Consider the following 24,449-nt stretch of genomic DNA (forward strand, 5'->3'; position numbering starts at 1 on the left):
GGACGTGCAACGTGGTATGGAGCCCCGTGCGGCCACATCAGTAGTTGGTGTAGCATGCTTCGGCTTTCAGCTGAGTGCCGCCCGCCAGGGACGTCAGGAGATTTGGCACAACGGTCGTGAACTCGTATTCGATCCTCGCCTTTGAAAGACCTTCCAAACCGTTGCAGCTGGCACTGCGATCGAGAGTGATCGCCGTCGGATCAAGTTGGATGAGCCACCCCGCCGCTTTGGACTTCGCAAATGCGATCGCATTCTCCGAGCTGTAGGCTCCACCGTCTTCGCATTGGATCTGCGGTATGCCCATGCAACGCGCCGTGGCGATTGCTGTTTCGTGAAGAGCATGGGTCGCCCAGAACAACCGGGCAAATTCGATCATACCAAACAGCAACAACAAAAAGACCGGCGCGACCAACGCAAACTCAACGGCGCTGGCGCCGGAACGTTCACGAATGAACCTGCGTATGGAATACCTCATTTCGTCTGCACCATTGCGTTGGCGGCAATGGAACCGTCCTTGACGACATCGAACATCGTGAAGAACGGGGTATATGCCTGCTTTGCCGTTACAGCGACATAGCGTCCGGCACGCCCGCCGTCAGGGCAAGACGAGTTGCAGGTGACTTGCGACCCCCACTCGACAGATGCGGCATTCCCCTTCGGGCAATAGCAGGCATTGGCCTGACTGGAGACGCCACCGATCTTGATCGTCGCCCCGTCATAACTGGCCTGCGGACCGTTATTGACCTGTATTGCCGCGGTGGCATCGCCCCGATAATTGCTGGCGATCATGAGGGCAAGATTCTTGGCCAGTTCGCTACCGTTGCTGCCATCGACCTGGTCGGCATGGGCGATTGCATAGCTGGCGCTTGCCGAGACGGCCGCCTCCAGTTGAAATCGCGAGAACACCAGCATTCCCAGATCGACACTCGCCACGAAGACGAGAGCGAAGATGGGAACGACCAAGGCAAATTCGATAGCAGCATTGCCCTTTGTGTCTTTCAACACAAAAAGCGGATGGCCAAGGCGAACGCGTGCTCGCAGCGCCATTATTCTCAGAAACGTCTTCATTGGACCAAGGCCACCTTTCGGGTTCCACTCAGTTGCGTACATTCGGACATCGCTTGGGAGCCGCCGGATAGCGAGATGCTCGTGCCGATCAGTTGCAGACAGCCGTTACCCGCGTCCCCGAGCTGACCACCACCGCCAAAATCGATCACGCCATTTGGAAAATAGAAGGCGCCCGAGATTTTCGCTCTGCCGCCGGAGGTGATCTCAGCGCCTGTCGTATTCTTGGAAGACTGCGGACCGATAACCGCCAATTCCGCATAGGGGCCGGATTTCGGGGCGTTGAGCGTGATGGCGTTGCCGCCGGTCAGGCAGAATGACTTTCCGCTACATTCCCAATCAGAAGGTGTTTCGGTGCCTGACAGGACGATGGTGACGTCCTTGCCGGAGACCGCGACGTTGTCGCTGCATGCGGAGCCGCCGGTATTCACCGAGAAGTACCCGTCAACGGTATAGGTACCAGCGCCAAGTCGTGCACCGCCTGCCAGATTGACGTTTCCGGATATGTCATGCTCGGCGCTTGCGGGGATGGTGATGCAGCTACCGCCACCACCGCCGTTCAGATCTCCGTTCAGGCGGAAAACACCCTTTCCGGTGCTGGCATCCGCCATGACCGTGATGGAGCCGCCATCAAGCCCGATGGCGTTGTCGCCGCTGGATTTCCCGATGGTGTAGCTGTTGGACGTACCGGCCCCGAGTTTGAGTGTGGCGCCTGCACCCGTGTAGAAACCTGCGTCAAACACGAAGGCGCTTGGTCCATCTATGGTGACTTTGCCCGAGGCACAGAGGCTATAGCGGGCATCACCACATTTCTCGCCTCCCATGCCGAAGTGGAACGAACCAGTTCCAAATGTCAGGTCCGCACCATAGACCCCCTTCTCGACGTTGAACGTGCCGTCACCGAATTCGAGCTTCGTGCCGAAGTCGTTCTGAATCCTGCCCGAGAAGTTATAGACTGTCGACTTGACCCCCGAGACGTTGAACTTCACCTGGAGGTTGCCGTGGACAAGCAACGAGCCGATGTTGATCTTGGAACCGCTGCAGGTCACATCCCACTTGTCCATCCAGTACTGATTGTAGTTGGCCGGATCGTAGCTGCATCCAATGGCCTGCAGGGCGGCGGCAGTGTCCGGGGGTGAGGTGCTGCCACCGAACTCGATGTCCTTGCCTTTGGTGACCGAAGCCTCAGTCGGCCAGGACGCCTTCCGAATTATGTCGAGGCGAGCATTGAGTTCCGCCACGCCCGCGTGATTTTCCAAGGGATCGGAGGTGTACTGCTTGGTGACGGGAGCTTCGCTGCCGTCGCCTTTCACAATGTTCGCTGTCCACGGACAGGGCTGCGAAGAACCCTCAAAGTAGGTGGCACTCTTGGCTGTGATCTTGGTACCACATGGTGCGATCAGATCGTTGTTAGAGGCCACGTAGCAATTTGGCGCGCCGACCTGGACACCACCGGAAAGCGTCACGCCTGTTCCCGATTTATCAAGCGCGATGATGCAGGCACTTTCCGCCGCGCCAAACGAAGAATAGGCCTCTGCTGCGACGTCAAGCTGAGGTTTCACCCCTAGAACCGGCGCCAGAAACAGCGTGTTCGTCGTCTTCACCTCAACGTATACCGCCTGGAGCTTTTCGTTTTTCGGTGACGCCGCAAGCGAGACGGAAACGTTCGCGGGATCGACGCCGTTGAGCTTCGCAACATTGAGCGCGGCAGACCTCATCCGATCCTGCGAGCTTGTTTCACTATAGGCGAGCGCGCCCGCGTAAGATGCCAGATCAGCAGTGCGCTGATTTTCGTCCCGGACCAGCAACCCGTATCCATACTCGACGGACAAAGCAGCAAAACCAATGATGACCGGCAGCAGTATTGCCGCCATGATCGCGATGCCGCCGTGCCGGTCGGCGCTCAAACGTAAAATAAGGTGGTGAATAATCTTCATGGTCAAAATTCTCTTTGGGAGCCATGGGCCAGTGCAAACCTGATGGCCGGGCGCCTTTGCTCTTCATATTTTTTGTCTGGCAAATGGCGACCCGGCTCCGTTCCACGAGGGACCCCAAAACAGGGTTCTCGCTCCAGCGATGGGACCGAAAAACGAAGTGCTCTGCGCTGTTCCTGGCTGCACTTCACCGCGAACGCGGACAGAGCCCGACGGAATGGACACCACTGAGCAATCGCTCAGTCCGCGTTCTCAGAACGCCTCCCAATCTCCGGTAGCGATTGCTGCATTGCCCTGACTGGCAAATGTTTCACGCAGTTTCGACCGAAGGTCGCGCGCCGGAGAGGACGCCGCGTGCACAGTGGCTTTCCCAACAGGGCGAGGACGCGCGATCGAACCTCGGCCGGTGTTGAAATCGCTGAGCATACCCGTGATACGGCTGACCTCCTGGACCAGAGCATGGCTTGCAGCAGTGGATTCTTCCACCATCGCGGCGTTCTGTTGCGTTCCCTGATCCATCGTGTTGACGGCAGTATTGATCTCCTGAAGAGCGGTCGCCTGCTCGCTGGATGCCCTGACGATCGCCCCGATGTGACGGTCGATCTCTTTCACTTCGCCGACGATCTCCGTCAGAGCTTCACCGGTCTGCCCGACCAGCGATACACCTTCCTTTACCTGCTCGCCGGAATTGTTGATCAGTTCCTTGATCTCCTTGGCGGCCTTGGCCGAGCGTTGCGCCAGTTCGCGGACTTCCTGGGCGACAACGGCAAAGCCCTTACCCGCATCGCCGGCCCTTGCGGCTTCGACACCCGCATTGAGCGCCAGGAGGTTGGTCTGGAAGGCGATCTCGTCGATCACCCCGATGATGCTGGAGATTTCCCGCGATGAGCTGTCGATCGCACCCATGGCGGAGACGGCCTGCTGAACAATCTGGCCGGACTTTTCGGCGCCTGCACGGGCCTTGGCAACAAGGTGCCCAGCCTCTTCCGCGCGTCGGCTCGAATCCTTGACAGTTGTCGTGATCTCCTCCAGCGCCGCCGCCGTCTCCTCGATCGAGGCGGCCTGTTGTTCGGTGCGCTTGGCGAGATCATCGGCGGCAGAGCGGATCTCCTGCGCGCCGGCGCTGATCTGGGTCGCGGCACCATCAATATGCTGGATCGTCGTCGACAGCTGTTCCAGTGCATTGTTGAAGTCGTCTCGCAGCACATGATAGGCCGCCGGTAGATCGTCATCGATCCGGTAGCTCACATCCTTGGCGGCGATTGCCGCCATCGCCTTGCCGAAACAGTTGCAGACGAGCTGACGCTCCGCGTCGATGGCTTCTGTCTGGGCCTTCTGCTTGGCGATCTCCGCCTCGTCGATATAGACGGATATCGCCAGGTCCATGTCCAGCATCACGGCCTTCACGAGACCGGCGAGTGCTTTGCCGAACTCTGCCGGCTTCATCGTCTTCTTCGAGAACATCCCGCCCTTCGGGAATATCTCTTCGACGGCGCTGTTGATCAGATGGTCGAGAATGATGGCGTATCCACCGATATACCATTGTGGCTCCAGGCCGATGCGGGCATGCACCGTGCCAATCGTCCGCACCTTGGCAACATAATCCTCGTTGAAGTTGCCGTCCGCGATATTGACCCAATGACCCATCTGTGCGCCCTTGGCGCGGGAAATGTGATCATCGGAGGAGAAGAAGCGGCTGGCTTCGGGGGTTATTCGCAGTTGCGTGTAGAATTTGTCGAGGCCATGTGGCAGTTCGCGTTCGACGAGGGCCTTCAGCGATCGGATCCCGGCGCGTCCTTCCTGATCGAGTTGCATGAAATCGAGACGACGCTCGACACTCTGACTTTTTGACTTTGAGACTACAGCTGCAGCACTCTGGACGGAGTTGCTGCAGGTATGCATGGCGGACTGGCTCGACATTCCCGACCTCGATTAAAATGGCTGAAACGGTGATCGGGCAGTGCCTCAATCACGTCGAAACCCGTCATCATGTCCGGCTTTGGCGCTCATCCGCCTTTCTCGACGACCCCAAATTTGGCCGACCTGGTTAATTTGGTGTTAACCGAAACCCATAGGTGCTTGACCCTTCACCCTTAGCTGCGCCCATGGGACATCGCGTGCGAATTTCGGATATTATCGGCCGATACTGTCGGGATGAAAAATGAGCGGTCATTCCGACGCGATCAATTGCTTGGCAGGCACACGACCGCCACCGCATGTGCTATGCTCGGCTCATCTACCTCCGCGGCCCGCTCTGGCACTCCGGCCGTTGCGAGTGATCAGCGCTCACTTCCCCTGATGAGCCTATTTCTTGCTTAGGACAGCATAAAGCTGCTCCTGAGCGCTTTCGACGGGTATGCGATCATCGTCGAAAAAGTTCGCAAGAACCGCGATAAATGCTTCGGACATCTGGGCGGGCATTGCCATGGATTGGGCGCTAACGTCGCTGTTCCTTGCGATCATTTCCAATCCAAGACGACCACAGCGATCAAGGTTACTCGGATCCACGTCTGTCCGTACGGGAAGTGATCCCTTGAGCCCGCTGAAAGCAACCTGATTGACCGGGTCCATGACCACGCGGGCAAAATCCCGCTGTGCTTTGATTGAAGCTTCGCGATTTGTAATCGGGAAGGCGAAGGCATCGACGACCATGAAGTAGGCGATTTCCGTACCCGGCACGAGGCTGCATTGGAAGTCCTTGTCCAAGACATAGCCTCTTGTCATCAGTTCTCCCTTGGCCCAATCACCCATGAACTGCATGCCGGCATCCCCGCTTCCCACCGCCGCAGCAGCATCCGCCCAGGTTTTGCCCACCCGCCGCTGCGCAGGCTCAGCATAGCTGGACAGTCGTCGCAACATCGAGAGCGCTTCAGCCATCCGGGGATCACGTATCATCGACGCGTCACCCCGGATTACGCGGGCATATCCTTGCGAACCCAGCTGCTGGTACATGATGTTATTGAATATGAGCGAGATCTCCCAGCGGCCGCCTCCCAGTGCGAGAGCAACATGCCCCTCCTGTTTTATCCTGTCGGCAGCGCCAATAATTTCCTCCCACGTCCTCGGCGCCGGAAGTCCCAGCCGATCAAAGAGGGCCTTGCTGGTCCACAGCCAGTTCTCGGCATGAATGTTCGTTGGTGCGAAGTAGATCTTCCCCTTGAAGCTTATCCGATCAACCACGGTCGCAGGTAGCACCTCACGCCAGCGGTCTGCCGCGGCAACCTCTTCCAGATCCAGGACGATTCCCATTTCCGGCAATTCCCGGGAACCTTCATTGGCGTTCCACTGCATGACCGCGGGTGCGTAGCCGCTGGCGACGCGATCACTCACTGTGCGTTGAACGGCAACCTTGTTTTCCATAGGAAGATCGATCCAACGGTTTCCCGCACGCGACCAAGCATCCCGAAACACGTCGAGCGCTCGTGCCTCACTCTTCGACACCCAATAATGGACGACATCGATGGCGCCGCGCTCGTCTGCCGAAACAGGACTGGAGGGCAGGCCAAATACCAGTGGCGCAAGAACCAGACCAAGATGCTTTGCTTTGTTTGAAAAGGTCATTTTGCATTTGCTCCGGAATGATGCGTCAATGTGCGCCCGCGGCGACCGGGTGGATTGTTTCGACAAACGGTACGAATTGGACCGCAGGAATGTGAGAGACCGCAATCTCAGCGGGCGCGGGTTTGCCGAACAGGTAGCCTTGACCCAGCTCGCAGCCGATCTCGAGAAGGAAGCGGCTTTGGGCATCCGTCTCGATACCCTCGGCGACGCATCGTTTTCCGAGATTGTTGGAGAGGTCCACGATTGCGCGGATGATTTGTGCCGACCGCGGATCCGTTTCGATGCCGGAAACGAAGCTACGATCGATTTTCAGTTCGTCGAAGGGGAAGTCCCGCAGATGGACCAAGGAAGCAAACCCAGTGCCAAAATCGTCGAGCGACACGGAAACGCCCTGTCGACGAAATCCCTCCACAGCGTTGAGAATCCGCTGGGAACCTCGGTTGAGGAATACATCTTCTGTGATCTCGACAGAAAAATCGCTCCATTCAAGGCGGTTTTCTCGGATTACCTTCGCAAAGATATCATAGCTTTCGTCCGTCAGGAGAAGCATCTCTGGCAGGTTGATGGCGACGGTGCCGGGCGCCAAGCCGGAACGCTTCCAGAAACGAAGGTCACGGCCAACAGTCGATATGACTGCCTTGGTCATACCCTTCATGAGTTGGGTGCCATCCATCAATGGCAGGAACCGACCGGGCGGCAGCAATCCGAAACATGGGTGCTGCCAGCGCACCAGCGCCTCAAACCCCACATGCTTGCCTGTGAGGAGGTCGACCTTTGGCTGATAGTGAACGACAAACTCCTGTCGGTCGGCTGCGGTGGCAAGTGCAGCCAAGAGCTGAGTGTCCTCGATCCGGTTGGCAAGTGCAGCTTCGTCGATGACGACGGCGGCACTACGTTCCCCCTTGGCGGCGTACAAAGCCACATCGGCCGCTTGCAGCAGACCGGTGCCATCATTTGCATGAAGAGGCGCGATAGCCCCACCAACGGATGCCGACGTCCGAAGAATTCGCCCCTCGAAGACGATATCTTCGGCAATGGCCTGCCTTATGCGCTCCGCAATAGAAATTAATAATGACGCATCCGTCACGCCAGGAAGAAGCATCGCGAATTCGTCTCCCCCAAGACGCACTGCCGTATCACCTGCACGCACAACCTGCCGAAGCGCCTCTGCGACATGCCGGAGGATCGCATCTCCGGCAGTATGACCGAAGCTGTCGTTGATACCCTTGAAGTGATCGAGATCGACCAGGAGTATTGAAAAACCCGGATCCTTGCGTCCGAGTTCAGAGACAAGATGCGTAAGAACGGTGTTGAACTGGGAGCGATTGCCAAGCCCCGTCAAACCATCCGTATGCGCAAGATGCTCCAGTTTGGACTGGTAGTCTACGGTCCGGAAATGCTCATTGCGCAGTTTCTGCAGCAGGGGGCGGAACACCAGCGTGGCTGTGACGAGGACGGTCATTGCGATGAGCGCAAGAAGACACACGCCCGCAAGTTTCGCGTTGTAGACACTGAGCGTGCTTCGTTCGTGAGTACGCTGACTGAGATCTGAAAATCCGCGCATCAACATGCTGTCGGATGCTGCCGCAAAATCTATCGCTCCCCAGAACGAATATCGATCCCGCCTCTCTTGCGTGCCGGCCGTTGCGATTTGCTCAGCTCGCCCAAGGAATTCCACTACAGACTTGCCCAAATCCTCTCTTGCGCGCTCAAACGCCTCGTCCTGGGGGAGTAGACGTTCAAGGTAGTTCCCCTTGATTTCTGCATGCATGGTTTCCAACCGGCTCGCCACGGAGCGGAGGTCCGTAATTGCCTGGAGGATGTCGTCACGCATCGCATCGACAATATATTCGGGCAGCTTGAGGTCAGCCGAAGCGCGCATCAGAGCACGGGTCTGGTTGGCGAGTTGTTGAAACCGTATGAACTGATTGCTGGTCAGAAAGCTGATGTTCTGCTGCAGCGAGTGGCGGTCCAGCGCCACCAGCACCGTCGCGCACGTAGCCCCGATCAACAACATCATAATGATGACCGTGTTAAGGTATTGCCGGCTGATCGACCGAATATACCGACCCATGGACTTGTTGTGTTCGCTTATGAGCTGTCCAGCAAACGGCATCTCATCAGCCCTCGCCGGCAAGTTCGGAGGCAGCACCCCGCCCGTTCGCGGCCCAGAGACCAAACTCCGTATGATCCAGCAATTGAATTCGAGGTGCGGCAGCGCCTTGCGATGCAGAAGCAGTTATCGCCATGCGGATCTCTTCGAGCTGTGCATAGACCTCCAGAATCTGGTCACGTACAGCCCGCAGCTCAGGGGATGAATGCTGTTGGAACCTGGTACTGGGAAAGGAAATGAGATTAGACATTTTGAGAGTATTCCCCTAAATCATGCAATTCGTTGGTCTTTCAGCGCCACCAGCATTGTGACATTCCATCTCCTTCCCGCACGCCTTCCAGTAGCGAATAGCCCTCACGGCATTTCGCAACGACGCTGTATTAGGAGAAATTGGGAACCGGCGGATCGTAAGGATGAGCTGACGCAGTAGTCTCGATGGCGGTGAAAGTTGATATCGACCAGGCACAGACCCCGGTCGTATCGAAATCCGACATCCTGCCAGCCCCGGCGTTCATCCGCCTTTCCGATAAAGCCCAGAATTGGGCTCAATTGTAAATTTGTGATTAATCAAATATTGGCCAGATGAAGGCGAACAAATAGGTTGCGGATTTCGGATATTCGGCACGCCACAGGGATATCCGGGAAGAAAGCGACCGTCGATGGAAACGGCGCCTATCTAAACGAACCGGCCGGGCAAGGTTGGAAAACCCTTCAAGGTCTCCGCCCGCCTCTTTCAATCGCGCTGGGCTTGGCTTTCCCGACCCCTGCGAATTGTCTCATTAGGCAATTCCCCGAAAGCCGCTTTGTAGAGAGCTGAAAAATGGCCCATGTGGACGAACCCGTAGCGTCTGGCCACAGCTGAGACCGTCAAGTCTCCCGAAACGAGAAAATCGCGCCGGACGGCTTCCAACCGCAATTGCCGCCAGTAGTCGGATGGGGTCGTGTCCTTGAACTGCTGGAATGCTGATTGCAGAGCGCGGATGCTCACACCAGCGGCTATTGCGAGGTCCGCCATCTCTAGCGACGTATCAAGGTGAGCCATCATGAAGTCTATCGCTCGCTTCACGTGGCGAGGCACAGCGGCCGCCGCCGGGTCTTTGAGCGCGCTGGAATAGGTGTGTGGCAACTGTTCCAGCATGCATACGAGCATTGACCGGAACAGAAGCTCCGTTGACCGGAGTGGCAAGGCTTCTTCTTTGTCGTTTGCAAACGTCGACCACAGCAAGCCTCCCAAGGACATGAGATATCCGTGCAAGGTCGTGTTGGCTTCGATCTCAATCGCGAAATCCACATCCCCCGTCACAGGCCGATCGAGTAACAAGCTCAGTTCCCGTTTGAGAGCGTTCTGGCTGAAGGTGACGCCGATATGCGAGCGTCCCGCATGCTTACGAACGAACTCCGTCTGCTGCAGTTTGCCGACCAGAATACTATCTGACTTGGAAACGAGATCGAGGCCGCGACAACGAACTTCCATTGCCCCCGCTATTGGAAGGTACAGAGCACACGAGTCGGGAGGGGCATCGAAACTTGCCTCGACGCCGATGCCACAATCCGTCCGCCAGATGTCAAAACTGCCGGCGGAAAACTGCAGGTTCTCCATGCTGACCTTTCCGGCCTTGGAGAGAGGGCGGAGTTTTACGCATTCACGGCTCTGAGGAAGCTGTTCCTGAAGTTCGTCGATGTCCATTTGCACGAACTTGAAACGAGACGTTTGAGGAGCCCGCACCATCAGTGCCCCCGGATGCGTGCGGATCGGGCAGGGAGCTTTTGGGTAAGTTCCGTACCGCTCCGCCCAGATTCTCGCCAGATTTCAGCCGAGGGATACCGAAGAATGGGAAGTTGCCCGTGGGCAACAGTATCCGCACAAGTCGGCTTTGCAAATTCGATGAACATTGTGGTACGTACCTCAGAATACTCAAAATGCGGTGTCGTGGAGGCGAGAGCTCGTCTCTTCCTACCCCAGATTTGGGTCGATTCGCTAATTTTCTGCTAAAATGAGGACGGGCTGCCGAGCAGATGTTGCCGAAACCACGATGGCTGCGCCGTTATATTTCACGTGAAGTTAGAGCAAAGACTCCTGCATCATATTAGATGCCGGCGAATTGCTTCGGCGATCGCATGAGCGCGGTTAGCCGCGCCCAGCTTCTTCGCCGCGCTCTTCAGGTAGCTGTTGACAGTTTCGGTTCGATACTCGGAAACCCCGGAAATTTCCTCGCTGGTCAAGCCAGTGCTGGCGAGCTGAAGGCAACGCAGCTCACCATCTGTAAGCCGCAAGGCATCAGCGGCAAAACGATCCATCAAAGGCTTTGAAATTGTCCGGTGCAACGGCTCCGCGATGAATACCAGGAACTCTCGTTCGCCTGGGGTAAACGCCCGCTCCGTCGTGAAGCAAACACCGCCATAAACAACACCACCCCTGGCGACGGGAATTTGCAGGCGCTTGCCGATCTCGTAAGAGCGATGCAGATAGGAAAGACGTTGGGCCGGCGGCGAAAGGTCAAATGCCTCTTCCTCTGTCATCGGTGTCGCCTGTGCAGTCGACCGAACAAGCAGGGGATCGGAGCGGTTCCACTGTTCCGAAAAGTATGTTTCGACATAGGCTGGCGGCATGTCGCTCTCGATCGAGCGCCCTCGCCCGATGTGGTATCCGTTCAGGTCAAGTCCACCGAAGGCGACGTGCCGGAACCCGACAGCCTTTCTCACATGTTCAAGCAGCTCGTTATCGCGCAGTTGTCGCTGAACTGGAACTTCCGAAAGGTTCTTGAAGCGGTCAAACCCCTCCCCGTGTGTATGCCCCATCACTGATCTCTCGCCGAATCCTGAAAACCACATTTTTGCGCTGAATGCTTAACGCAATATCAATCGTCAACAGGCAACTTCTGGCTGATATTTCAGCTTCGCTCTCAGATTGTCAGCCGGGTCTCGGCGATTACACAGGGTATATGCATGGCAACGGGCGTCTGGGAGCGGCTTGCGGGCAATCTGGCATTTGTCGTTTTGTGCTTCGCCATGTGGGCACATTTTTCGATCTGGTACCGTCGGCTAATCGTTCGGCACGACAAAGTTCTTTTTGGTGCGTTCGCGGGCTGCACTTCTATCGGCTCCATGTTGCTCGCAGTCCAATACCAGCCCGGAATCTATCTTGATCTTCGTTTTGTTCCGCTTGCGCTGACCGCTGCATTGGGCGGCCCCATATCTGCCATCGGTGCAGTAGTCCCAGCCGCTATCTTTCGCCTCTATCTTGCCGGAACGGCTACCCTTGACGGGATCGTGGCGATCCTGGTCGTGAGCTCGGTGGGAGCGGCGACCTATTTGCTGCCGCGCACAAAATTCTCAGCGGGACGCATCCTTCTATTTCTCAGCCTGGCCCTGGCGCTTGCGCTAACCCTGGTGCTCGCTATTCTTCCAAGCCTGTCGGAGGTCCAAGCGCTCTCGGCCATCGGGTTCCCACTCATCACGGCAAACTGTGTCGCTGCAATCCTGTGTGGCCTCATCATGCTCAAGACAGATCGGGTGCAGCTGGAGCGCCGAATTTTGGAAACGGCATTCTCGCAGTCCCCCGACTATCTGTACGTTAAAGACAGGGAGAGCAAATTCCTGACCGTGAACGACAATATGGCCCGGCTATTCCGTTTTCCCGCAGCTTCCGACATGATCGGGCTTTCCGACTTCAACCTGCGCACTCCTCCAGAAGCCGAGGAGCTGTATTTCCGCGAACAGCAGATCATGCGCACCGGCGAACCGCAGATAGACTTTCAGGAGCGGTTGAACGATCGCCACCTGCTTGCGTCGAAGGTCCCTCTTCGGGATAGTGAGGGGCACATCGTTGGCCTCGCAGGCGTCACCCGTGACATTGCCGAACGCGTGGAACTCGAAAGCGAGCTTCGCGAAAAGCGAAACCTGCTGACGCTTGCGATGCATGGCATGTCCGAGGGTTTCGCCATTTTCGACAAGAAGGGGTTCCTCGTCTTCTGCAATGAGCAATACCGGGACGCATTCCCGTTTTCACGCGATGCTCGAGTCGTCGGTGCGCATATCAGCGACATCTTACGCAGCGTAGCGGAAACGGGCGAGCGTATCGACATGCCCGACGTGGCTTCAGAGCAATGGATCGAGCTGGCGGCAGCAAGCCTTCCTGTCAACAAGGACGAAGAAATCCAGCTTCAGAACGGCGAGTGGCGCGCACTTAAGACCCGGCTCGCCCATGATGGCACGGCGATGGTGGTCGTGTCTGACATCACGGCGACGAAGCAGGCGGAAATCGCTCTCCAGGAATCGGCTAACCAGCTCAGAGCCCTTGCAGACACGGATGGACTGACCAATCTCACCAATCGCCGCGCTTTCGATCGGGCTTTTGCGGCCCAAACCGAACATTGTATCAGCAGGGGTATGCCGCTCAGTGTCCTGATGATCGATGTCGACCGCTTCAAAGCCTACAACGACACCTATGGCCATCTTGCTGGTGACGACTGCCTGCGCATCGTCGGAAGATGTCTAGACAAGTCCGTGAAGCGCGCAGGGGACCTCGTGGCGCGTTACGGCGGCGAGGAGTTCGTGGTTCTACTTCCAAACACGGACGAAAAAGGCGCTGCAATCGTTGCCGACGAATTTGCTCATCTCCTGGCCAAAGAGAACATCCCACATGCTGGGAGCGAGTTCGGGCGAGTGACCGCGAGTGTAGGAATCTCAACGGTCACGGGGAAAGGTCTGCACTTCGGCTCAGCACGCATCCTTTCGGAAGCCGATGACGCCCTCTATGAGGCGAAAGAGAACGGTCGCAATCAAGTGGTGGCGCGGACGCTATCGGACGGACAGACCGTGACAGTTAAGTAAGGACCGAAGGCATCATAATGGCGGCCTTTCGCTGTTGCCGCCAAGCCCAAACACAGCAGAATTGGGCGCGTCTGCAGCTCGTATTCCAATTGTGGGAGGGCTGACGCGACGATGCTAATTAGAGCTTAGCAACCCACGATCTTTCGCGATTCCAACAAGCTGCGGCACTGATTCAGCGCCCAGCTTGGCACGGGCTTTATCGAGGTAGTGCTGCACGGTCCTCGAATTGATGCCGGTCACAGCGGCAGTTTCGAGTGTGTTTTTTCCTTTCATCGCCCATGTCAGGCACAGCATCTCGCGTGGTGACAGCACCTGCTTCGGATTGACGGCGGTTTTGGCAGCAATCATCTTCAATCGATAATGAACCATCATCACCAATTGGACAGCTCTCTTCGAGTCGAATGCGGCCGGGACGTCCACGTCTCTTTCCGAGGATGCAAAGGTCAGCATCATCGACGCGCCGTAACCACCTTCAACAGGGATCGTCATGCCGCAGCGGATCCCGTGGTCGATCGCCTCGTCGCGAAATTTTCTGAGTGGTGAAGAACCGCGGGCCGGCCAATCCTCCGCAGTCCAGAAGAAAACGTCCCGTTTGCGCTTCGCTTCCGTCACCACCGGATCGATGCTGGAATAGTCAGCCGAGAGGTAAAGACCCTCCCAGGGTTTGGGATAGGAGTTGAATGTCCTGATCTGGGCGCCTTCTTTTTCGAGATAGGCAAACCGTTCGTATCCGCAGGAACGCGTGAACTGCCTGAGGGCGCCCTTGACCATGGCCTCGTCTTGCGCGACTTCCAGCATATCAACGAGCGAGCGAAATTCTCCGTCCACGAACGCTTCTCCTATGTTTTTGACCCGTAACGCGGTCCTTTATTTGCCAGCCGAGACGCTGGATGATGGGCATCGTCGTTTGGCAACAGGCGGACCTGCTAATCGCCAACTGACGATAGCTCCGCAACCGGCGGTGCTTGGTTGATGCAAAGCAGTCCCTCTTGCCGTGTACGTTAGCACTACCCATAAAGGGGGAGCTTTCAAGGCTCCCTGCCTCAAAAAGATGACAAATCAAGAAAAGTTTTTGCGGGCGAATGGAAACCGTGTTCTGACGCGAGTGCTATGTACTGAAGAGAACGCGATATAAGGCCCGGCCCGTTTGCCCACGCAAGGCCCCAAATCCTAAAACTGCCAGCGCTTTTCAAGCGGCAAGATCACTTGGCGTCGATACGCGCCCGCTCGGATCTGACGGCTTTGATGATACGCCAGTTAATTCCCGGCTCGCGTGGCATCTGGATATCGTCCATGTTGTCGAAATCCGAAAGCCGGGTGTAAAACGCACTTCGAAGGCGCGAGATAAACTGCTTCGGCAAAGCGGTGTTTTCGAGAAGGTCCGGGTCGTCATCCGGCAAATCGCCAAAATCCATTTCTGTCATCGCCTATCCTTTCCTGCGTTGAGCAGGACCATCCGGCACCATTTCTTCAGCCAGCGCAACTCGCAGATTTGCACCTCTTGCAGACTTGGCGTTTCCTTTAGTTTATGCGGTAAGCCGACGGAAAGATGATGTCCTGGTCGACGAGGACGTTGAACTTATAGCCGGGGCGTATCTGGATCGTCGGCTGTACATTCAGGTTCTTCGAGATTGTCTGCTCGGCGACGCGACCGAAGCTTTCAGCAAAATTCCGTCTGGCGGCATCGGACGCCGTATCCTGCGTCGCAAGCGTCGAACTCTCCGGCATGGACATGTCGATCCCGGTTCCGATCAGCGCGACGAGTGCTGCCGAACCCCAGGTGCGCCAGAGATGTCGATCGACTTTATCCTTGAACCCGCCATATCCCTCGGCATCCGTGCCCGCCATGCCGCCGATCTGCAGGGTCGATCCGTTCGGAAAGATGAGGTCGGTCCAGACGACGAGTACGCGCTCCTGGCCAAACGACACCTTGGAATCGTAGCGGCCGAATAGTTTGGACCCCTGCGGGATCAGGAGCCGATAGCCGGTGGCGCTGTCAAAAACGTTCTGGCTGACCTGAGCGGTGATTCTGCCCGGAAGATCGGAGTTGAGCCCGGTGATCAACGTGGCCGGAATAACCGAGCCGCGCTTCAGCTCATAGGGCGAGATCTGCGGTACGACCCGGTTCGGCAGATAGCCGAGATCCTTGATGTCCTGATTGAAAAAATCCTGCTTCGAAGTCTGGGTGTTCGGATCGACGTTCTGTCCCATCAGCCCTGATTTGACAGCGGAGGCGTAGAGGTCGGAGGCATTGTTGGCTGTCGCAGTTGTCGTCTGCCGGCCCGTGTCTCTGGAATTGTTGGCGACTTTTTCGACATCGGAAATATCCACCTTCAATGGCGAGTCCAAAGCCGTTGCCCGCGCCTGAAGGCGGGCCATACGCTGGCGCTGCGCCTCGCGGATATATTGTTCGTCCTGCTCCCGTTTCAGGCGGGCTTTCCATTCCTCTTCGGATTCGAGCCTTGGCCGCCGTTCTTGCCTTTCCGCGGACTGGCGGTCGACAACAGATGTTTCCTTCTCGACCTTCTGTTCGACGGCGGGCGTTGGCTGAAACGCTTCGCGCTCAACCGGCTCGCCGATGATGCCGTCGGTAACGCCGCGTTTGAGTTGGTCTCCAAAATTGGTTGCGGGAGCATTCGAGGCGCTCTCGATATCATTGTTCCGATTGAATGCCAGCCCGCGCCACGACAGCCCGACCACGACCACCCCGACGAACAACGCGATGATGATGATGGCGATGATGATCGGCAGCCGATTGAGACGGCGCATACCCTTCTGATCGTCGGCTTGGTTGGAGGCGCCAAGCTGGAGAGACTGGACCATGTTCGCCTCCCCTCAGTTGCGTTGCATGATGGAAAGCGGGCTTGCCGGCGTGGCGCCGGCCGCCGTGGCCGTGTAGGCCCGACCAAGGGCGACGGACGGCGTCGAGAGCCGTGCGAGCACCTGACCGTCGACGCCGTCGACCGAATAGGCGATCTCGACCGGTTTCACGTCTTTGCCAACCTTGCTGTCGGTGATGACCGTATAGCCCCAGCCCTTCAGTGCAGCCTCGAGCGCCGTCGCGAAATCGGACGAGTCCTTATCCATCTTGAGCGTTGTTGTGCTTGCTGGACCGATCTGCTCGGCAAGCCGGCTCGCCATGTCGCCGGCAATGGCGCTTGCGGCAGGGCCGGTGACGGCGACCGGGGTGGAACTGGTGGTCAATCCGTCCTCGGCCGTCTGGCAGCCTGAGAGCAGGGTGGCGATGATCATGATGACGAGAAGCTTGCGCATGGTCAGCCTCCCCGCCGAATGGTGATTTTCTGCTGGCGCCAGCCGACGCCGGAGACGAGGATCGCCTTGTCGACCGCATAGTCGACGATCATCATGTCACGCTGCATCCGATAGTTGACGATACGGTTCTGGCCGCCTGAGACGACGAAGAGCACGGGCGCATCCTGGCTCGATACTGATTTCGAAAATTGAATGTAGGTTTTCACACCATCGGAATAGACCCGTTTCGGTTTCCAGGGTGCCGAGCCACTCACCGAATATGAGAAGTTCAATTTGTCGGGCGCCGTGCCGGGAATGCCGCCGGTCTCGAGCCGGGAATTGATATCGGCGAGCTTGGTCGAGACGTCCTCCGGATATTCGAAGCCGACGCGGGCCATGTATTGGCTCGGATGGGACTTGAGCTGGACGTGATAGGTGCGCCGCGATGTGGTGACCACCATCGAGGTAACGAGTCCCGGTTCCGACGGCTTGACGATCAAATGGATCGCCTGCCCGCCCGTGGCGCCGGAAGTCGCCGGTTCGACCTTCCAACGAACCGTGTCACCGACAAGCACATCGCGGACGATCTCGCCGCCTTGCAATTCGATATCGCAGACTTGAAGCGGCGAGCAGACGACCGACGGCTGGGTTTCTCCGAACAGGAAAATGACCTTGCCGTCCGGACCGGTCGTCACCAGCCCTGACGTCCCGCGCCATTTCCTGGATATGTTGGTGCCCTTCACCTCGTTGTTTGTCATGCTCTGCGCTTCAGCGCCGCTCGCGAGGACGAGCGTGGCCAGGCAGCCGGCGGCTGCGATCAATCCTGTTCTGTGCATTGAGAAATCCCTTGCCCTTAAAGCTGCGCTGTCCAGTCGAAATCCCGGACATAGAGACCGATCGGGTTGAGACGGATGGTCGCCTCGTCCTGCGGTGCGGTGAGCGTGACCGTCGCGATGCCGCGGAAGCGCCGCGTGCCGATTTCCTTGCCCTTGCGGTCGCGTTCGTATTCGGTCCAGTCGATTTGATAGGTCTGGTTCGAGAGCGCCACGATGTTGTTGACCTCAATGGCAACGGTCGACGACTTCGCTTTCTCGAACGGCGAGTTGCTCCGGAACCAGTCATTGATCTTCTGCGTCGACGGATCTGAGGTCCGAAGCAGCGCATAGGTCCGATCGATACATTGCTTCTGCACCACGGCATCCGGCGTAATGCTGCGGAAGCTGGTCACGAAGTTGCCGAGCGTGGCGCGCACCACCCGGACATCCGCATATTCGATCTGTTCGGGGAAGCCTGATGTCACCGAGGTTCCAAGCTTGTCGACCTGGACAATATAGGGCACCAGCTTGACCTGAGTGCTCAAGTACATCGAATAGCCGAAACCGATCACCGCCATGGTGAGACCTAGAATGCCGACGATGCGCCACGCGGCTGCAGCCTGCACATAAGAGCCGTATCGTTCGCTCCATTCCTGGCGCGCGGCAAGATAGGGGTTTTCGGGGGCGCGGTTCGCTGCCATCGGTCCTTCACTTTCTGATTGCGATTAGTCTTTGCGTTCGGGAGATGGCTTTGGTCCGCTGAGACCGCTGCGACTTTGGTCCAGCTTGGCGTTGGCGAGCCCGAGGATCGATCCTGCATAGGCGCCAGGAGAACCGATGGCCTTTTCCTTGGCCGCAGAGCCCGCAGCCTTGCCAGCGGACCCGATCCCTGCGCCGAAACCTCGGAGGGAGGCACCCGCGACGGATGAACCAGCGGCCCGGGCAGCCTGACTTGCCGCAAAGCCGGCCCCTGCTGCACCCGCTGCGAGAAAGCCGGCCCCGGTCGCGAAGGACGCCGCCTGGCCGCCATGGCGGATTGCTTCCATACCGCCCGAGACGGAGGCGCCCTGCACCACGCCTTGAATGATATTCGGCACATACATGGCAATGATAAAGACCACGACGGAAATGCCGGCGATCGCCAAGGTCGTGACGAACTGGTCCGAGGAGGCGGTTGGCGCATTCGCAAGACCCAGTAGGACCTCGGATCCAATCTTTGCGATCATCACCAATGCCATCAATTTCATGCCGACGCCGAAGGCGTAGACGAGATAGCGGATGGCGAAGTCTTTCGTGTACGACGACCCACCAAGCCCGAGCATGATCATGCCGGCGAGCAGGCCGACATACATCTCGACCATGACCGAGACGAAAATTGCTGCGACCAGCGAGAAGCAGATGACGACGACACCCATCGCCAACACGGCCGCAATCGCCAGCGCATTGTCCTCGAACACGCCAAATTGCGCTTGCTGCGACATTTGCGAGGCAACCCGGATACCAGCGTCGAACACTTCAGCAGGCGACGCCGATCCGCCGCCTGCTCCAATCTGAAAGAGGCTGTCGACGACTGCTCGGGCAAAGGTCGGCCCTTGTGTGAGAACGAAGGCGAAAAAGCCAATGAACATGATCCGCCGCACAAGCTCCGCGAACCAGCTGTCGAGCGATGCCGCCTGCAGCGCCAGCCAGACGGCGGCAATTCCCACTTCGATGGTCGCCAGGATCCAGAACAACGATTTCGCCGCATCCATGATGGTGGTTTCCCACCCTTTCGCGGCGGTCGAGACCTGATTTTCGAGTTCGGTCAGAACTTGTCCTTGTTGCGCGAAGGCTGGAACTGCACAGACGAGGCACAGGAGACCCGCGATCAGGAATGACCGTTCAAGACTAGATTTCACCATCTTGGACGCATCTCCTGGCCACCCTTGATCGGCGGCAGTTCTTTGTTCGAGCCGAAGAACTCTTCCCTGACGGCGCGTCGTTCCTCAGTGAGCGACGGTTTCGTGGTGTCTCTGGATTTGACGATCAGCACAGTCGCCGCAGATGAAACAGCGGCAACAACCACAAGGAGGGCAATGACGACGGCGCGGTTCACCAGCGGGGCTCCATCTTCTGACCTTCCGGAATGCTCTTGATCTCGGCGTTGAAGAATTTTTCCCGCCGGGCCTGCGCGAGATCCTTGTCGGTTTGTTCGGTCTGAAGCCATGTTCCCATCATGGTCATTTGCTGGGAGACGAGGCCGCGGAGCTTCTGCATCTGCGCGACCTGTTGCGCCGCGATCTCGTGCCCGACTTGCAGGGCCTTCATCTGTCCATCGGCGGTCTCGGACATCGATCGCAGCGAGGACATCGTGCCTTCTTCGCTATCGAACTGGTCGGCCGTCAGGCTCGCCGCCTTCAGTGTGCTGGCGATCGTATCCCGGTTCGTGTCCGACCACGTCTGGTAGCTCGACGAAAAACTTGTCGCGTCGGGCAGGTTGGTCCTGAGGCTCGAATAGCTCTGAAAGCGCTGCTGCAGCACATCATCGGCATTTCCCATCGAAAACGAAATGCTCTGGCCCTGGTCGACGATGCTGCGGAGCTGATTGAGGTCGCTTTCGACCTGCCCCCACATATGCGACGGAAGGGTCGCGGTATTCTGCAGCAGGTTCTGGTAGATATTGAGCTGCGTTTCGATCTGTTGCGCGAGCTGGCTGATCTGGGTGAGCTGGTTCTGGATTTGCTCGCCGGATTTCCCAACCAACCCGACCAGTTCGCCATTGTTAAGGACCTGCGTCCACTCGGTCGCTGCACCTGTAGCAGTGCCCGCCACCGCAAGGTCCACAGTGCCAATTGTCAATGCGACGGCCGCCACGCCGGCGAGCAATTTATCCGAAGTTGAGCAGCGATGTGGCATCGTGAACTCCTCTCATCTGAAGCCAGTGGATCGGCCAGTCGCGGCCGTGTTCGGAACTGAGCGCGCGGATGCGCTTGAGGTCTTCCTTGCCCGACGCGCCGACGAAGCTGAGTGCGACCGGGCCGAGCGCCATATCGAACAGCCGTCGGCCTTCAGGGGTGACCACGTAATATTCGCGCTTGGGAATGGCGTTCGAAACGATCTCGATCTGCCGCTCGTTGAACCCGATCCGCTGATAGAATTCGCGTGTTCCCGGCTCCCGTGCAGCGCCGTTCGGCAGGCAGATCTTCGTTGGGCAGGACTCCTTCAAGACGTCGATGATCCCAGAGCGCTCTGCATCCGAAATGGACTGCGTGGCAAGCACGACAGCACAGTTGGCCTTGCGCAGCACCTTCAACCACTCGCGGATCTTGCTCCGGAAAACCGGATGACCGAGCATCAGCCAGGCTTCATCCAACACGATCAAGCTGGGAGAACCGTCAAGACGCTTTTCGATCCGCCTGAACAGATACGTCAGCACGGGTACGAGATTGCGCTCGCCCATATTCATGAGCTGTTCGATCTCGAAGGTCTGGAAGGCCCCAAGCGACAGGCCGTCCTGTTCCGCGTCGAGAAGCTGGCCCATCGGACCGTCGACCGTGTAGTGATGAAGCGCGTCCTTGATCTCGCGCATCTGCACGCCGCTGACGAAGTCCGATAGGGATCGTCCGGCAGCGCTGGCCATCAGTCCGACCTGCCGCGAGATCGCGTTGCGGTGATCTGGGGTGATGGCAACGCCCTGCAGGGCGACCAGCATTTCGATCCATTCGGTTGCCCAGGCGCGATCAGCATCGCTCGCGAGGTCCGATAGTGGGCAGAAGGCCAGCGCCTTTGCCTCTTCTTGGGCGTCACCACCGATCTCATAATGATCGCCGCCGGCGGCGAGCGTCAGCGGCAGGAGCGAATTACCCTTGTCGAAGGCGAAGATCTGGGCGTGTTCGTAGCGCCGGAATTGCGCTGCGATCAGAGCAAGAAGCGTGGATTTGCCGGAGCCAGTTGGCCCGAAAATCAGCGTGTGACCGACGTCGTCCACATGGAGGTTCAGCCGGAACGGTGTCGAGCCGCTCGCCACCTGCATCAGCGGCGGCGAATTCGGCGGGTAGAATGGGCAAGGCGCCACCGGACTGCCCGACCAGACTGAGTTCAGCGGAACGAGATCCGAGAGATTGCTGGTGTTGATCAGCGGCTCGCGGATGTTGCAGTACCAGTTACCCGGCAGGCTGCCGAGATAGGCATCAGTAGCGTTGAGCGTTTCGATCCGCGCGCCAAATCCTTCTGCTTGGACCAGCCGGCGGATCGCCTCCGCCTTCTCCTGCAGCGCTTCGCGATCCTGATCGAAGAGAACGATGACCGGCGTATAGTAACCATAGGCCACCAACTGCGACGACGCTTGCGCGATGGCATCCTCGGTCTCGGCTACCATCGTCATGGCGTCCTGATCGACCGAACGGCTTTGCGTCTGGAACAACTGGTCGAAGAACGGCCGTACCTTCTGCTGCCATTTCTTGCGGGTGCGTTCCAGTTTCTGCCGTGCCTCTTCCGCATCGAGGAAGATGAAGCGCGATGACCAGCGATAGGTGAGCGGCATCAGGTCCAGGCTGTTCAGGATCCCCGGCCAGCTCTCGCCCGGCAGGCCGTCGATCGCGATGACGCCGAGAAAGCGATTTTCGACCTTTGGGGTCAGTCCATGCTCGAGCTCGGCCGTCGCAATCCAGTCGAGATACATGGGCGCATCCGGCAACCGGATCGGATGGTTTTCGCCGGTGACGCAGAAGCGAACGAATTGCAGCAGCTCGTCATAGCGGGCGAGCCGCTCCCCTCCCCTCTCGGCAACCTCGCGTGTCTCCATGCGCCGGATCGAAAGGGTGTTGGCAAAATACTGCTCGATCTCGCGGATCGCGTTCTTGAAGATGAAGAGCACCGTATCGGCGTAGGTCTTCTTGCGGCTTTCCTCGTCCGAATAGATGTATTTGCTGAGTGCTGTCTTTTTGGACTCGAGCGGCCGATAGGTGAGGACGAGCGCGTGCTTGCTCTCGAAATGCCCCTGCTCGCGCCCGAAATGCGCCCGCCGTTCGACGTCGATCGCGCGCGTGACGGCGTCGGGAAAGTGGCAGCGATCATCCGACGGATAGTCGAATGTCGGGATGCGAACCGCCTCAACCTGGATCACCCAGCCACTTCCGAGCCGCGACAGGATCGTATTGATCTGCCGGGACAGGTCGTTGCGCTCAAGATCCGTGGCGCTTTCGGAGTCCGGGCCGGCAAAGTACCAGCCGGCCATCAAGCTCCCGTCTTTCAACAGAAGCACGCCATTATCGACGAGACCGGCATAGGGGACGAGATCCGCAAAGGATGGGCCGGTGGCCCGGAAGCGTTTGAGGGCGACCATGTCTTGCCCTCAATACCGGCGCCAGGGCGAAGAGGTCGCCTTGTAGTAATGCTTGTACGAGACATGGCGGACATAGACCTGTCGCATCAGCGGGTCCGCCTTTGCCATCATCCTCAGAAGCCCGACGACGACGATCCAGACGGCGACGCCGAAGAGCGCGGAATAGATCGTCAGCACCACGAAGATGAGGATGACGGCGGCAAGACCGGTGATCAGCACCAGTTCCCGGTCCGCGCCCATCAGCAGGTTCGGACGCGAAAGCGCGCGATGAATGCGGTTGCGTTGAAGGCCGGACAGGGACTCAGCCATGAGCCCCCTCCCCTTCTCCACGTTGATCGATCGCTGTAGCTTGCGCGTCGGGCAGTCCGATCGAGGCGCCGGTTGCGCCGAACAGGCCGACGATGCTGGTTGCTCCGAGGAGAATGCCCGCGACGAGGACGACATAGACGAGCCGGCGCGCGAAATCGTTCAGTTCGCCGCCAAAGATCAGCATGCCGCCGGCGATCGCGACGGCCGCAAGAGCGATGGCGCCGGCGACCGGTCCGGTGATCGACTCCTGGATCTGCTGCAGTGGCCCTTCCCAAGGGAGCCCGCCACCGCCGGAGCTGGCAAGCGCCGGCGCGACCGATGCGAGAACCATAGGCGCAGCAAGAAGTGCCACGGCGATGACGGCATTGCTACGCGACATGGCGCGCCTCCTGTTCTTCCGTAAGCTGGTCGGATTCGATTTCGTATTGGCCGCCCGCGAAGCGCTCGACATGGATGACGTCGCGAACGCGCCGCCCACGCGGCGTCCGCTGGATCGAGACCACGAGATCGACGGCTTCCCCGATCACCTCGTGCATCGGCTGCTGGCTGGCCTCGGCGGTCAGTTGCTCGAGGCGGCGAAGTGCCGACATTGCGGTGTTGGAATGGATTGTGGCCACCCCTCCGGGATGACCGGTATTCCACGCCTTCAACAATGTGAGCGCAGCGCCGTCACGAACCTCGCCGACCACGATCCGGTCCGGGCGCAGCCGCATGGTGCTCTTCAAGAGCCGCGCCATGTCGACGGTATCGCTGGTGTGGAGAAGAACGGCGTTATCGGCGGCGCACTGAATCTCGGCGGTGTCTTCCAGGATGACGAGGCGATCTTCCGGGGCCGACTTGACGATTTCGTCGATGACGGCATTTGCGAGCGTCGTCTTGCCCGACCCGGTGCCTCCGGAGATGATGATGTTGAGCCGCGACGAAATCGCGCTGCGGATGGTCGAGGCCTGGTGTTCGGTCATCACGCCGGAGCGGACATAGTCGTCGAGCGGGATCAGACGCGACGCACGCCTGCGAATGGAGAAAGCCGGCTTGGCGACGACCGGAGGCAAGAGCCCTTCGAAGCGGTGGCCGCCGATTGGCAGCTCGCCGGAGATGATTGGCTGTTCCGTGTCGACCTCTGACTGAAGCGCGTGCGCCACTGTGCCAATGACCATCTCCGCGGCAGCGGATGACATCTCGCCAGCGGGCGCAACGCCGTGACCGAGACGTTCGATGAACAGCTTTCCGTCCGGATTGAGCAT

Annotated in this window: 23 protein-coding genes; 1 reads left to right on the top strand and 22 read right to left on the bottom strand. The window is 58.4% G+C overall.

From position 1 onward, the window contains the following. Positions 1-37: 37 nt before the first annotated feature. The 9 genes from J5286_RS22085 to J5286_RS22125 all read right to left on the bottom strand — a co-directional run bounded on the left by J5286_RS22085 (position 38) and on the right by J5286_RS22125 (position 11,472). Entirely contained in the window at positions 38-475 is a 438-nt protein-coding gene (locus J5286_RS22085) for a TadE/TadG family type IV pilus assembly protein (protein ID WP_142843320.1), read from the bottom strand. Further along, complete coding sequence (locus J5286_RS22090; protein WP_142843321.1) at positions 472-1,068, bottom strand: TadE/TadG family type IV pilus assembly protein; 597 nt, start codon at positions 1,066-1,068, stop codon at positions 472-474. The genes J5286_RS22085 and J5286_RS22090 overlap by 4 nt, the downstream gene beginning before the upstream one ends. Beyond that, positions 1,065-3,002, bottom strand: a complete 1,938-nt coding sequence (locus tag J5286_RS22095) for a pilus assembly protein TadG-related protein (protein ID WP_237681478.1) — start codon at positions 3,000-3,002, stop codon at positions 1,065-1,067. The genes J5286_RS22090 and J5286_RS22095 overlap by 4 nt, the downstream gene beginning before the upstream one ends. Positions 3,003-3,251: 249 nt before the next feature. Further along, positions 3,252-4,919, bottom strand: a complete 1,668-nt coding sequence (locus J5286_RS22100) for a globin-coupled sensor protein (RefSeq protein WP_142843322.1) — start codon at positions 4,917-4,919, stop codon at positions 3,252-3,254. A 384-nt stretch (positions 4,920-5,303) separates the two neighbouring features. After that, entirely contained in the window at positions 5,304-6,560 is a 1,257-nt protein-coding gene (locus tag J5286_RS22105) for an ABC transporter substrate-binding protein (protein ID WP_142843323.1), read from the bottom strand. 25 nt (positions 6,561-6,585) lie between these two features. After that, the gene (locus J5286_RS22110; protein WP_142843324.1) at positions 6,586-8,676 is read right to left on the bottom strand and encodes a putative bifunctional diguanylate cyclase/phosphodiesterase; all 2,091 of its coding nucleotides are present in this window, start codon (positions 8,674-8,676) and stop codon (positions 6,586-6,588) included. A 4-nt stretch (positions 8,677-8,680) separates the two neighbouring features. After that, complete coding sequence (locus tag J5286_RS22115) at positions 8,681-8,923, bottom strand: hypothetical protein (RefSeq protein WP_142843325.1); 243 nt, start codon at positions 8,921-8,923, stop codon at positions 8,681-8,683. 483 nt (positions 8,924-9,406) lie between these two features. Further along, positions 9,407-10,360, bottom strand: coding sequence for an AraC family transcriptional regulator (locus tag J5286_RS22120; protein ID WP_161596384.1), 954 nt, complete (start codon positions 10,358-10,360; stop codon positions 9,407-9,409). A gap of 395 nt (positions 10,361-10,755) precedes the next feature. Beyond that, entirely contained in the window at positions 10,756-11,472 is a 717-nt protein-coding gene (locus J5286_RS22125) for a helix-turn-helix transcriptional regulator (RefSeq protein WP_142843327.1), read from the bottom strand. Positions 11,473-11,619: 147 nt separating this feature from the next. Between J5286_RS22125 and J5286_RS22130 the strand changes: the two genes are divergently transcribed. Beyond that, a complete protein-coding gene (locus J5286_RS22130; RefSeq protein ID WP_142843328.1) occupies positions 11,620-13,506 on the top strand; it encodes a diguanylate cyclase in 1,887 nt (628 codons plus the stop codon). Between the two features lie 114 nt (positions 13,507-13,620). Here J5286_RS22130 and J5286_RS22135 read toward each other — a convergent pair whose 3' ends face one another. The 13 genes from J5286_RS22135 to trbB all read right to left on the bottom strand — a co-directional run. Beyond that, a complete protein-coding gene (locus J5286_RS22135; RefSeq protein ID WP_161991475.1) occupies positions 13,621-14,334 on the bottom strand; it encodes an autoinducer binding domain-containing protein in 714 nt (237 codons plus the stop codon). Positions 14,335-14,708: 374 nt separating this feature from the next. Further along, on the bottom strand, positions 14,709-14,930 hold the full coding sequence (locus J5286_RS22140; protein WP_142843329.1) for a hypothetical protein: 222 nt from the start codon (positions 14,928-14,930) through the stop codon (positions 14,709-14,711). A gap of 97 nt (positions 14,931-15,027) precedes the next feature. Continuing rightward, on the bottom strand, positions 15,028-16,329 hold the full coding sequence (trbI, locus tag J5286_RS22145; protein WP_142843330.1) for an IncP-type conjugal transfer protein TrbI: 1,302 nt from the start codon (positions 16,327-16,329) through the stop codon (positions 15,028-15,030). 12 nt (positions 16,330-16,341) lie between these two features. After that, entirely contained in the window at positions 16,342-16,779 is a 438-nt protein-coding gene (gene trbH / locus J5286_RS22150; protein ID WP_209192024.1) for a conjugal transfer protein TrbH, read from the bottom strand. A 2-nt stretch (positions 16,780-16,781) separates the two neighbouring features. Continuing rightward, a complete protein-coding gene (trbG, locus tag J5286_RS22155) occupies positions 16,782-17,594 on the bottom strand; it encodes a P-type conjugative transfer protein TrbG (RefSeq protein ID WP_209192025.1) in 813 nt (270 codons plus the stop codon). A gap of 17 nt (positions 17,595-17,611) precedes the next feature. Further along, positions 17,612-18,274, bottom strand: coding sequence for a conjugal transfer protein TrbF (locus J5286_RS22160; protein ID WP_209192026.1), 663 nt, complete (start codon positions 18,272-18,274; stop codon positions 17,612-17,614). A gap of 24 nt (positions 18,275-18,298) precedes the next feature. Then, complete coding sequence (trbL, locus tag J5286_RS22165) at positions 18,299-19,474, bottom strand: P-type conjugative transfer protein TrbL (protein ID WP_209192027.1); 1,176 nt, start codon at positions 19,472-19,474, stop codon at positions 18,299-18,301. Continuing rightward, positions 19,468-19,668, bottom strand: coding sequence for an entry exclusion protein TrbK (gene trbK / locus J5286_RS22170; RefSeq protein ID WP_209192028.1), 201 nt, complete (start codon positions 19,666-19,668; stop codon positions 19,468-19,470). Before trbK ends, trbL begins: the two co-directional genes overlap by 7 nt. After that, a complete protein-coding gene (gene trbJ, locus J5286_RS22175; RefSeq protein ID WP_209192029.1) occupies positions 19,665-20,468 on the bottom strand; it encodes a P-type conjugative transfer protein TrbJ in 804 nt (267 codons plus the stop codon). Before trbJ ends, trbK begins: the two co-directional genes overlap by 4 nt. Further along, positions 20,440-22,896, bottom strand: coding sequence for a conjugal transfer protein TrbE (locus J5286_RS22180; RefSeq protein WP_209192030.1), 2,457 nt, complete (start codon positions 22,894-22,896; stop codon positions 20,440-20,442). The genes trbJ and J5286_RS22180 overlap by 29 nt, the downstream gene beginning before the upstream one ends. Before the next feature lie 9 nt (positions 22,897-22,905). Beyond that, on the bottom strand, positions 22,906-23,205 hold the full coding sequence (locus J5286_RS22185) for a conjugal transfer protein TrbD (RefSeq protein ID WP_209192031.1): 300 nt from the start codon (positions 23,203-23,205) through the stop codon (positions 22,906-22,908). Next, the gene (locus J5286_RS22190; protein WP_209192032.1) at positions 23,198-23,584 is read right to left on the bottom strand and encodes a TrbC/VirB2 family protein; all 387 of its coding nucleotides are present in this window, start codon (positions 23,582-23,584) and stop codon (positions 23,198-23,200) included. Before J5286_RS22190 ends, J5286_RS22185 begins: the two co-directional genes overlap by 8 nt. Beyond that, positions 23,574-24,449, bottom strand: an 876-nt coding sequence (gene trbB / locus J5286_RS22195; RefSeq protein ID WP_209215383.1) for a P-type conjugative transfer ATPase TrbB, incomplete at its 5' end; no start/stop codon positions are given. The genes J5286_RS22190 and trbB, both read right to left, overlap by 11 nt.

It is taken from the genome of Rhizobium sp. 16-488-2b (assembly GCF_017741815.1).
Lineage (GTDB): Bacteria > Pseudomonadota > Alphaproteobacteria > Rhizobiales > Rhizobiaceae > Rhizobium.

Excerpts from the sequence above, each read along its gene's own strand:
- J5286_RS22085 (WP_142843320.1), bottom strand. The coding sequence starts at position 475 with ATGAGGTATTCCATACGCAGGTTCATTCGTGAACGTTCCGGCGCCAGC.
- J5286_RS22090 (WP_142843321.1), bottom strand. The coding sequence starts at position 1,068 with ATGAAGACGTTTCTGAGAATAATGGCGCTGCGAGCACGCGTTCGCCTT.
- J5286_RS22095 (WP_237681478.1), bottom strand. The coding sequence starts at position 3,002 with ATGAAGATTATTCACCACCTTATTTTACGTTTGAGCGCCGACCGGCAC.
- J5286_RS22100 (WP_142843322.1), bottom strand. The coding sequence starts at position 4,919 with ATGTCGAGCCAGTCCGCCATGCATACCTGCAGCAACTCCGTCCAGAGT.
- J5286_RS22105 (WP_142843323.1), bottom strand. The coding sequence starts at position 6,560 with ATGACCTTTTCAAACAAAGCAAAGCATCTTGGTCTGGTTCTTGCGCCA.
- J5286_RS22110 (WP_142843324.1), bottom strand. The coding sequence starts at position 8,676 with ATGCCGTTTGCTGGACAGCTCATAAGCGAACACAACAAGTCCATGGGT.
- J5286_RS22115 (WP_142843325.1), bottom strand. The coding sequence starts at position 8,923 with ATGTCTAATCTCATTTCCTTTCCCAGTACCAGGTTCCAACAGCATTCA.
- J5286_RS22120 (WP_161596384.1), bottom strand. The coding sequence starts at position 10,360 with ATGGACATCGACGAACTTCAGGAACAGCTTCCTCAGAGCCGTGAATGC.
- J5286_RS22125 (WP_142843327.1), bottom strand. The coding sequence starts at position 11,472 with ATGGGGCATACACACGGGGAGGGGTTTGACCGCTTCAAGAACCTTTCG.
- J5286_RS22130 (WP_142843328.1), top strand. The coding sequence starts at position 11,620 with ATGGCAACGGGCGTCTGGGAGCGGCTTGCGGGCAATCTGGCATTTGTC.
- J5286_RS22140 (WP_142843329.1), bottom strand. The coding sequence starts at position 14,930 with ATGACAGAAATGGATTTTGGCGATTTGCCGGATGACGACCCGGACCTT.
- trbI (WP_142843330.1), bottom strand. The coding sequence starts at position 16,329 with ATGGTCCAGTCTCTCCAGCTTGGCGCCTCCAACCAAGCCGACGATCAG.
- trbH (WP_209192024.1), bottom strand. The coding sequence starts at position 16,779 with ATGCGCAAGCTTCTCGTCATCATGATCATCGCCACCCTGCTCTCAGGC.
- trbG (WP_209192025.1), bottom strand. The coding sequence starts at position 17,594 with ATGCACAGAACAGGATTGATCGCAGCCGCCGGCTGCCTGGCCACGCTC.
- J5286_RS22160 (WP_209192026.1), bottom strand. The coding sequence starts at position 18,274 with ATGGCAGCGAACCGCGCCCCCGAAAACCCCTATCTTGCCGCGCGCCAG.
- trbL (WP_209192027.1), bottom strand. The coding sequence starts at position 19,474 with ATGGTGAAATCTAGTCTTGAACGGTCATTCCTGATCGCGGGTCTCCTG.
- trbJ (WP_209192029.1), bottom strand. The coding sequence starts at position 20,468 with ATGCCACATCGCTGCTCAACTTCGGATAAATTGCTCGCCGGCGTGGCG.
- J5286_RS22180 (WP_209192030.1), bottom strand. The coding sequence starts at position 22,896 with ATGGTCGCCCTCAAACGCTTCCGGGCCACCGGCCCATCCTTTGCGGAT.
- J5286_RS22185 (WP_209192031.1), bottom strand. The coding sequence starts at position 23,205 with ATGGCTGAGTCCCTGTCCGGCCTTCAACGCAACCGCATTCATCGCGCG.
- J5286_RS22190 (WP_209192032.1), bottom strand. The coding sequence starts at position 23,584 with ATGTCGCGTAGCAATGCCGTCATCGCCGTGGCACTTCTTGCTGCGCCT.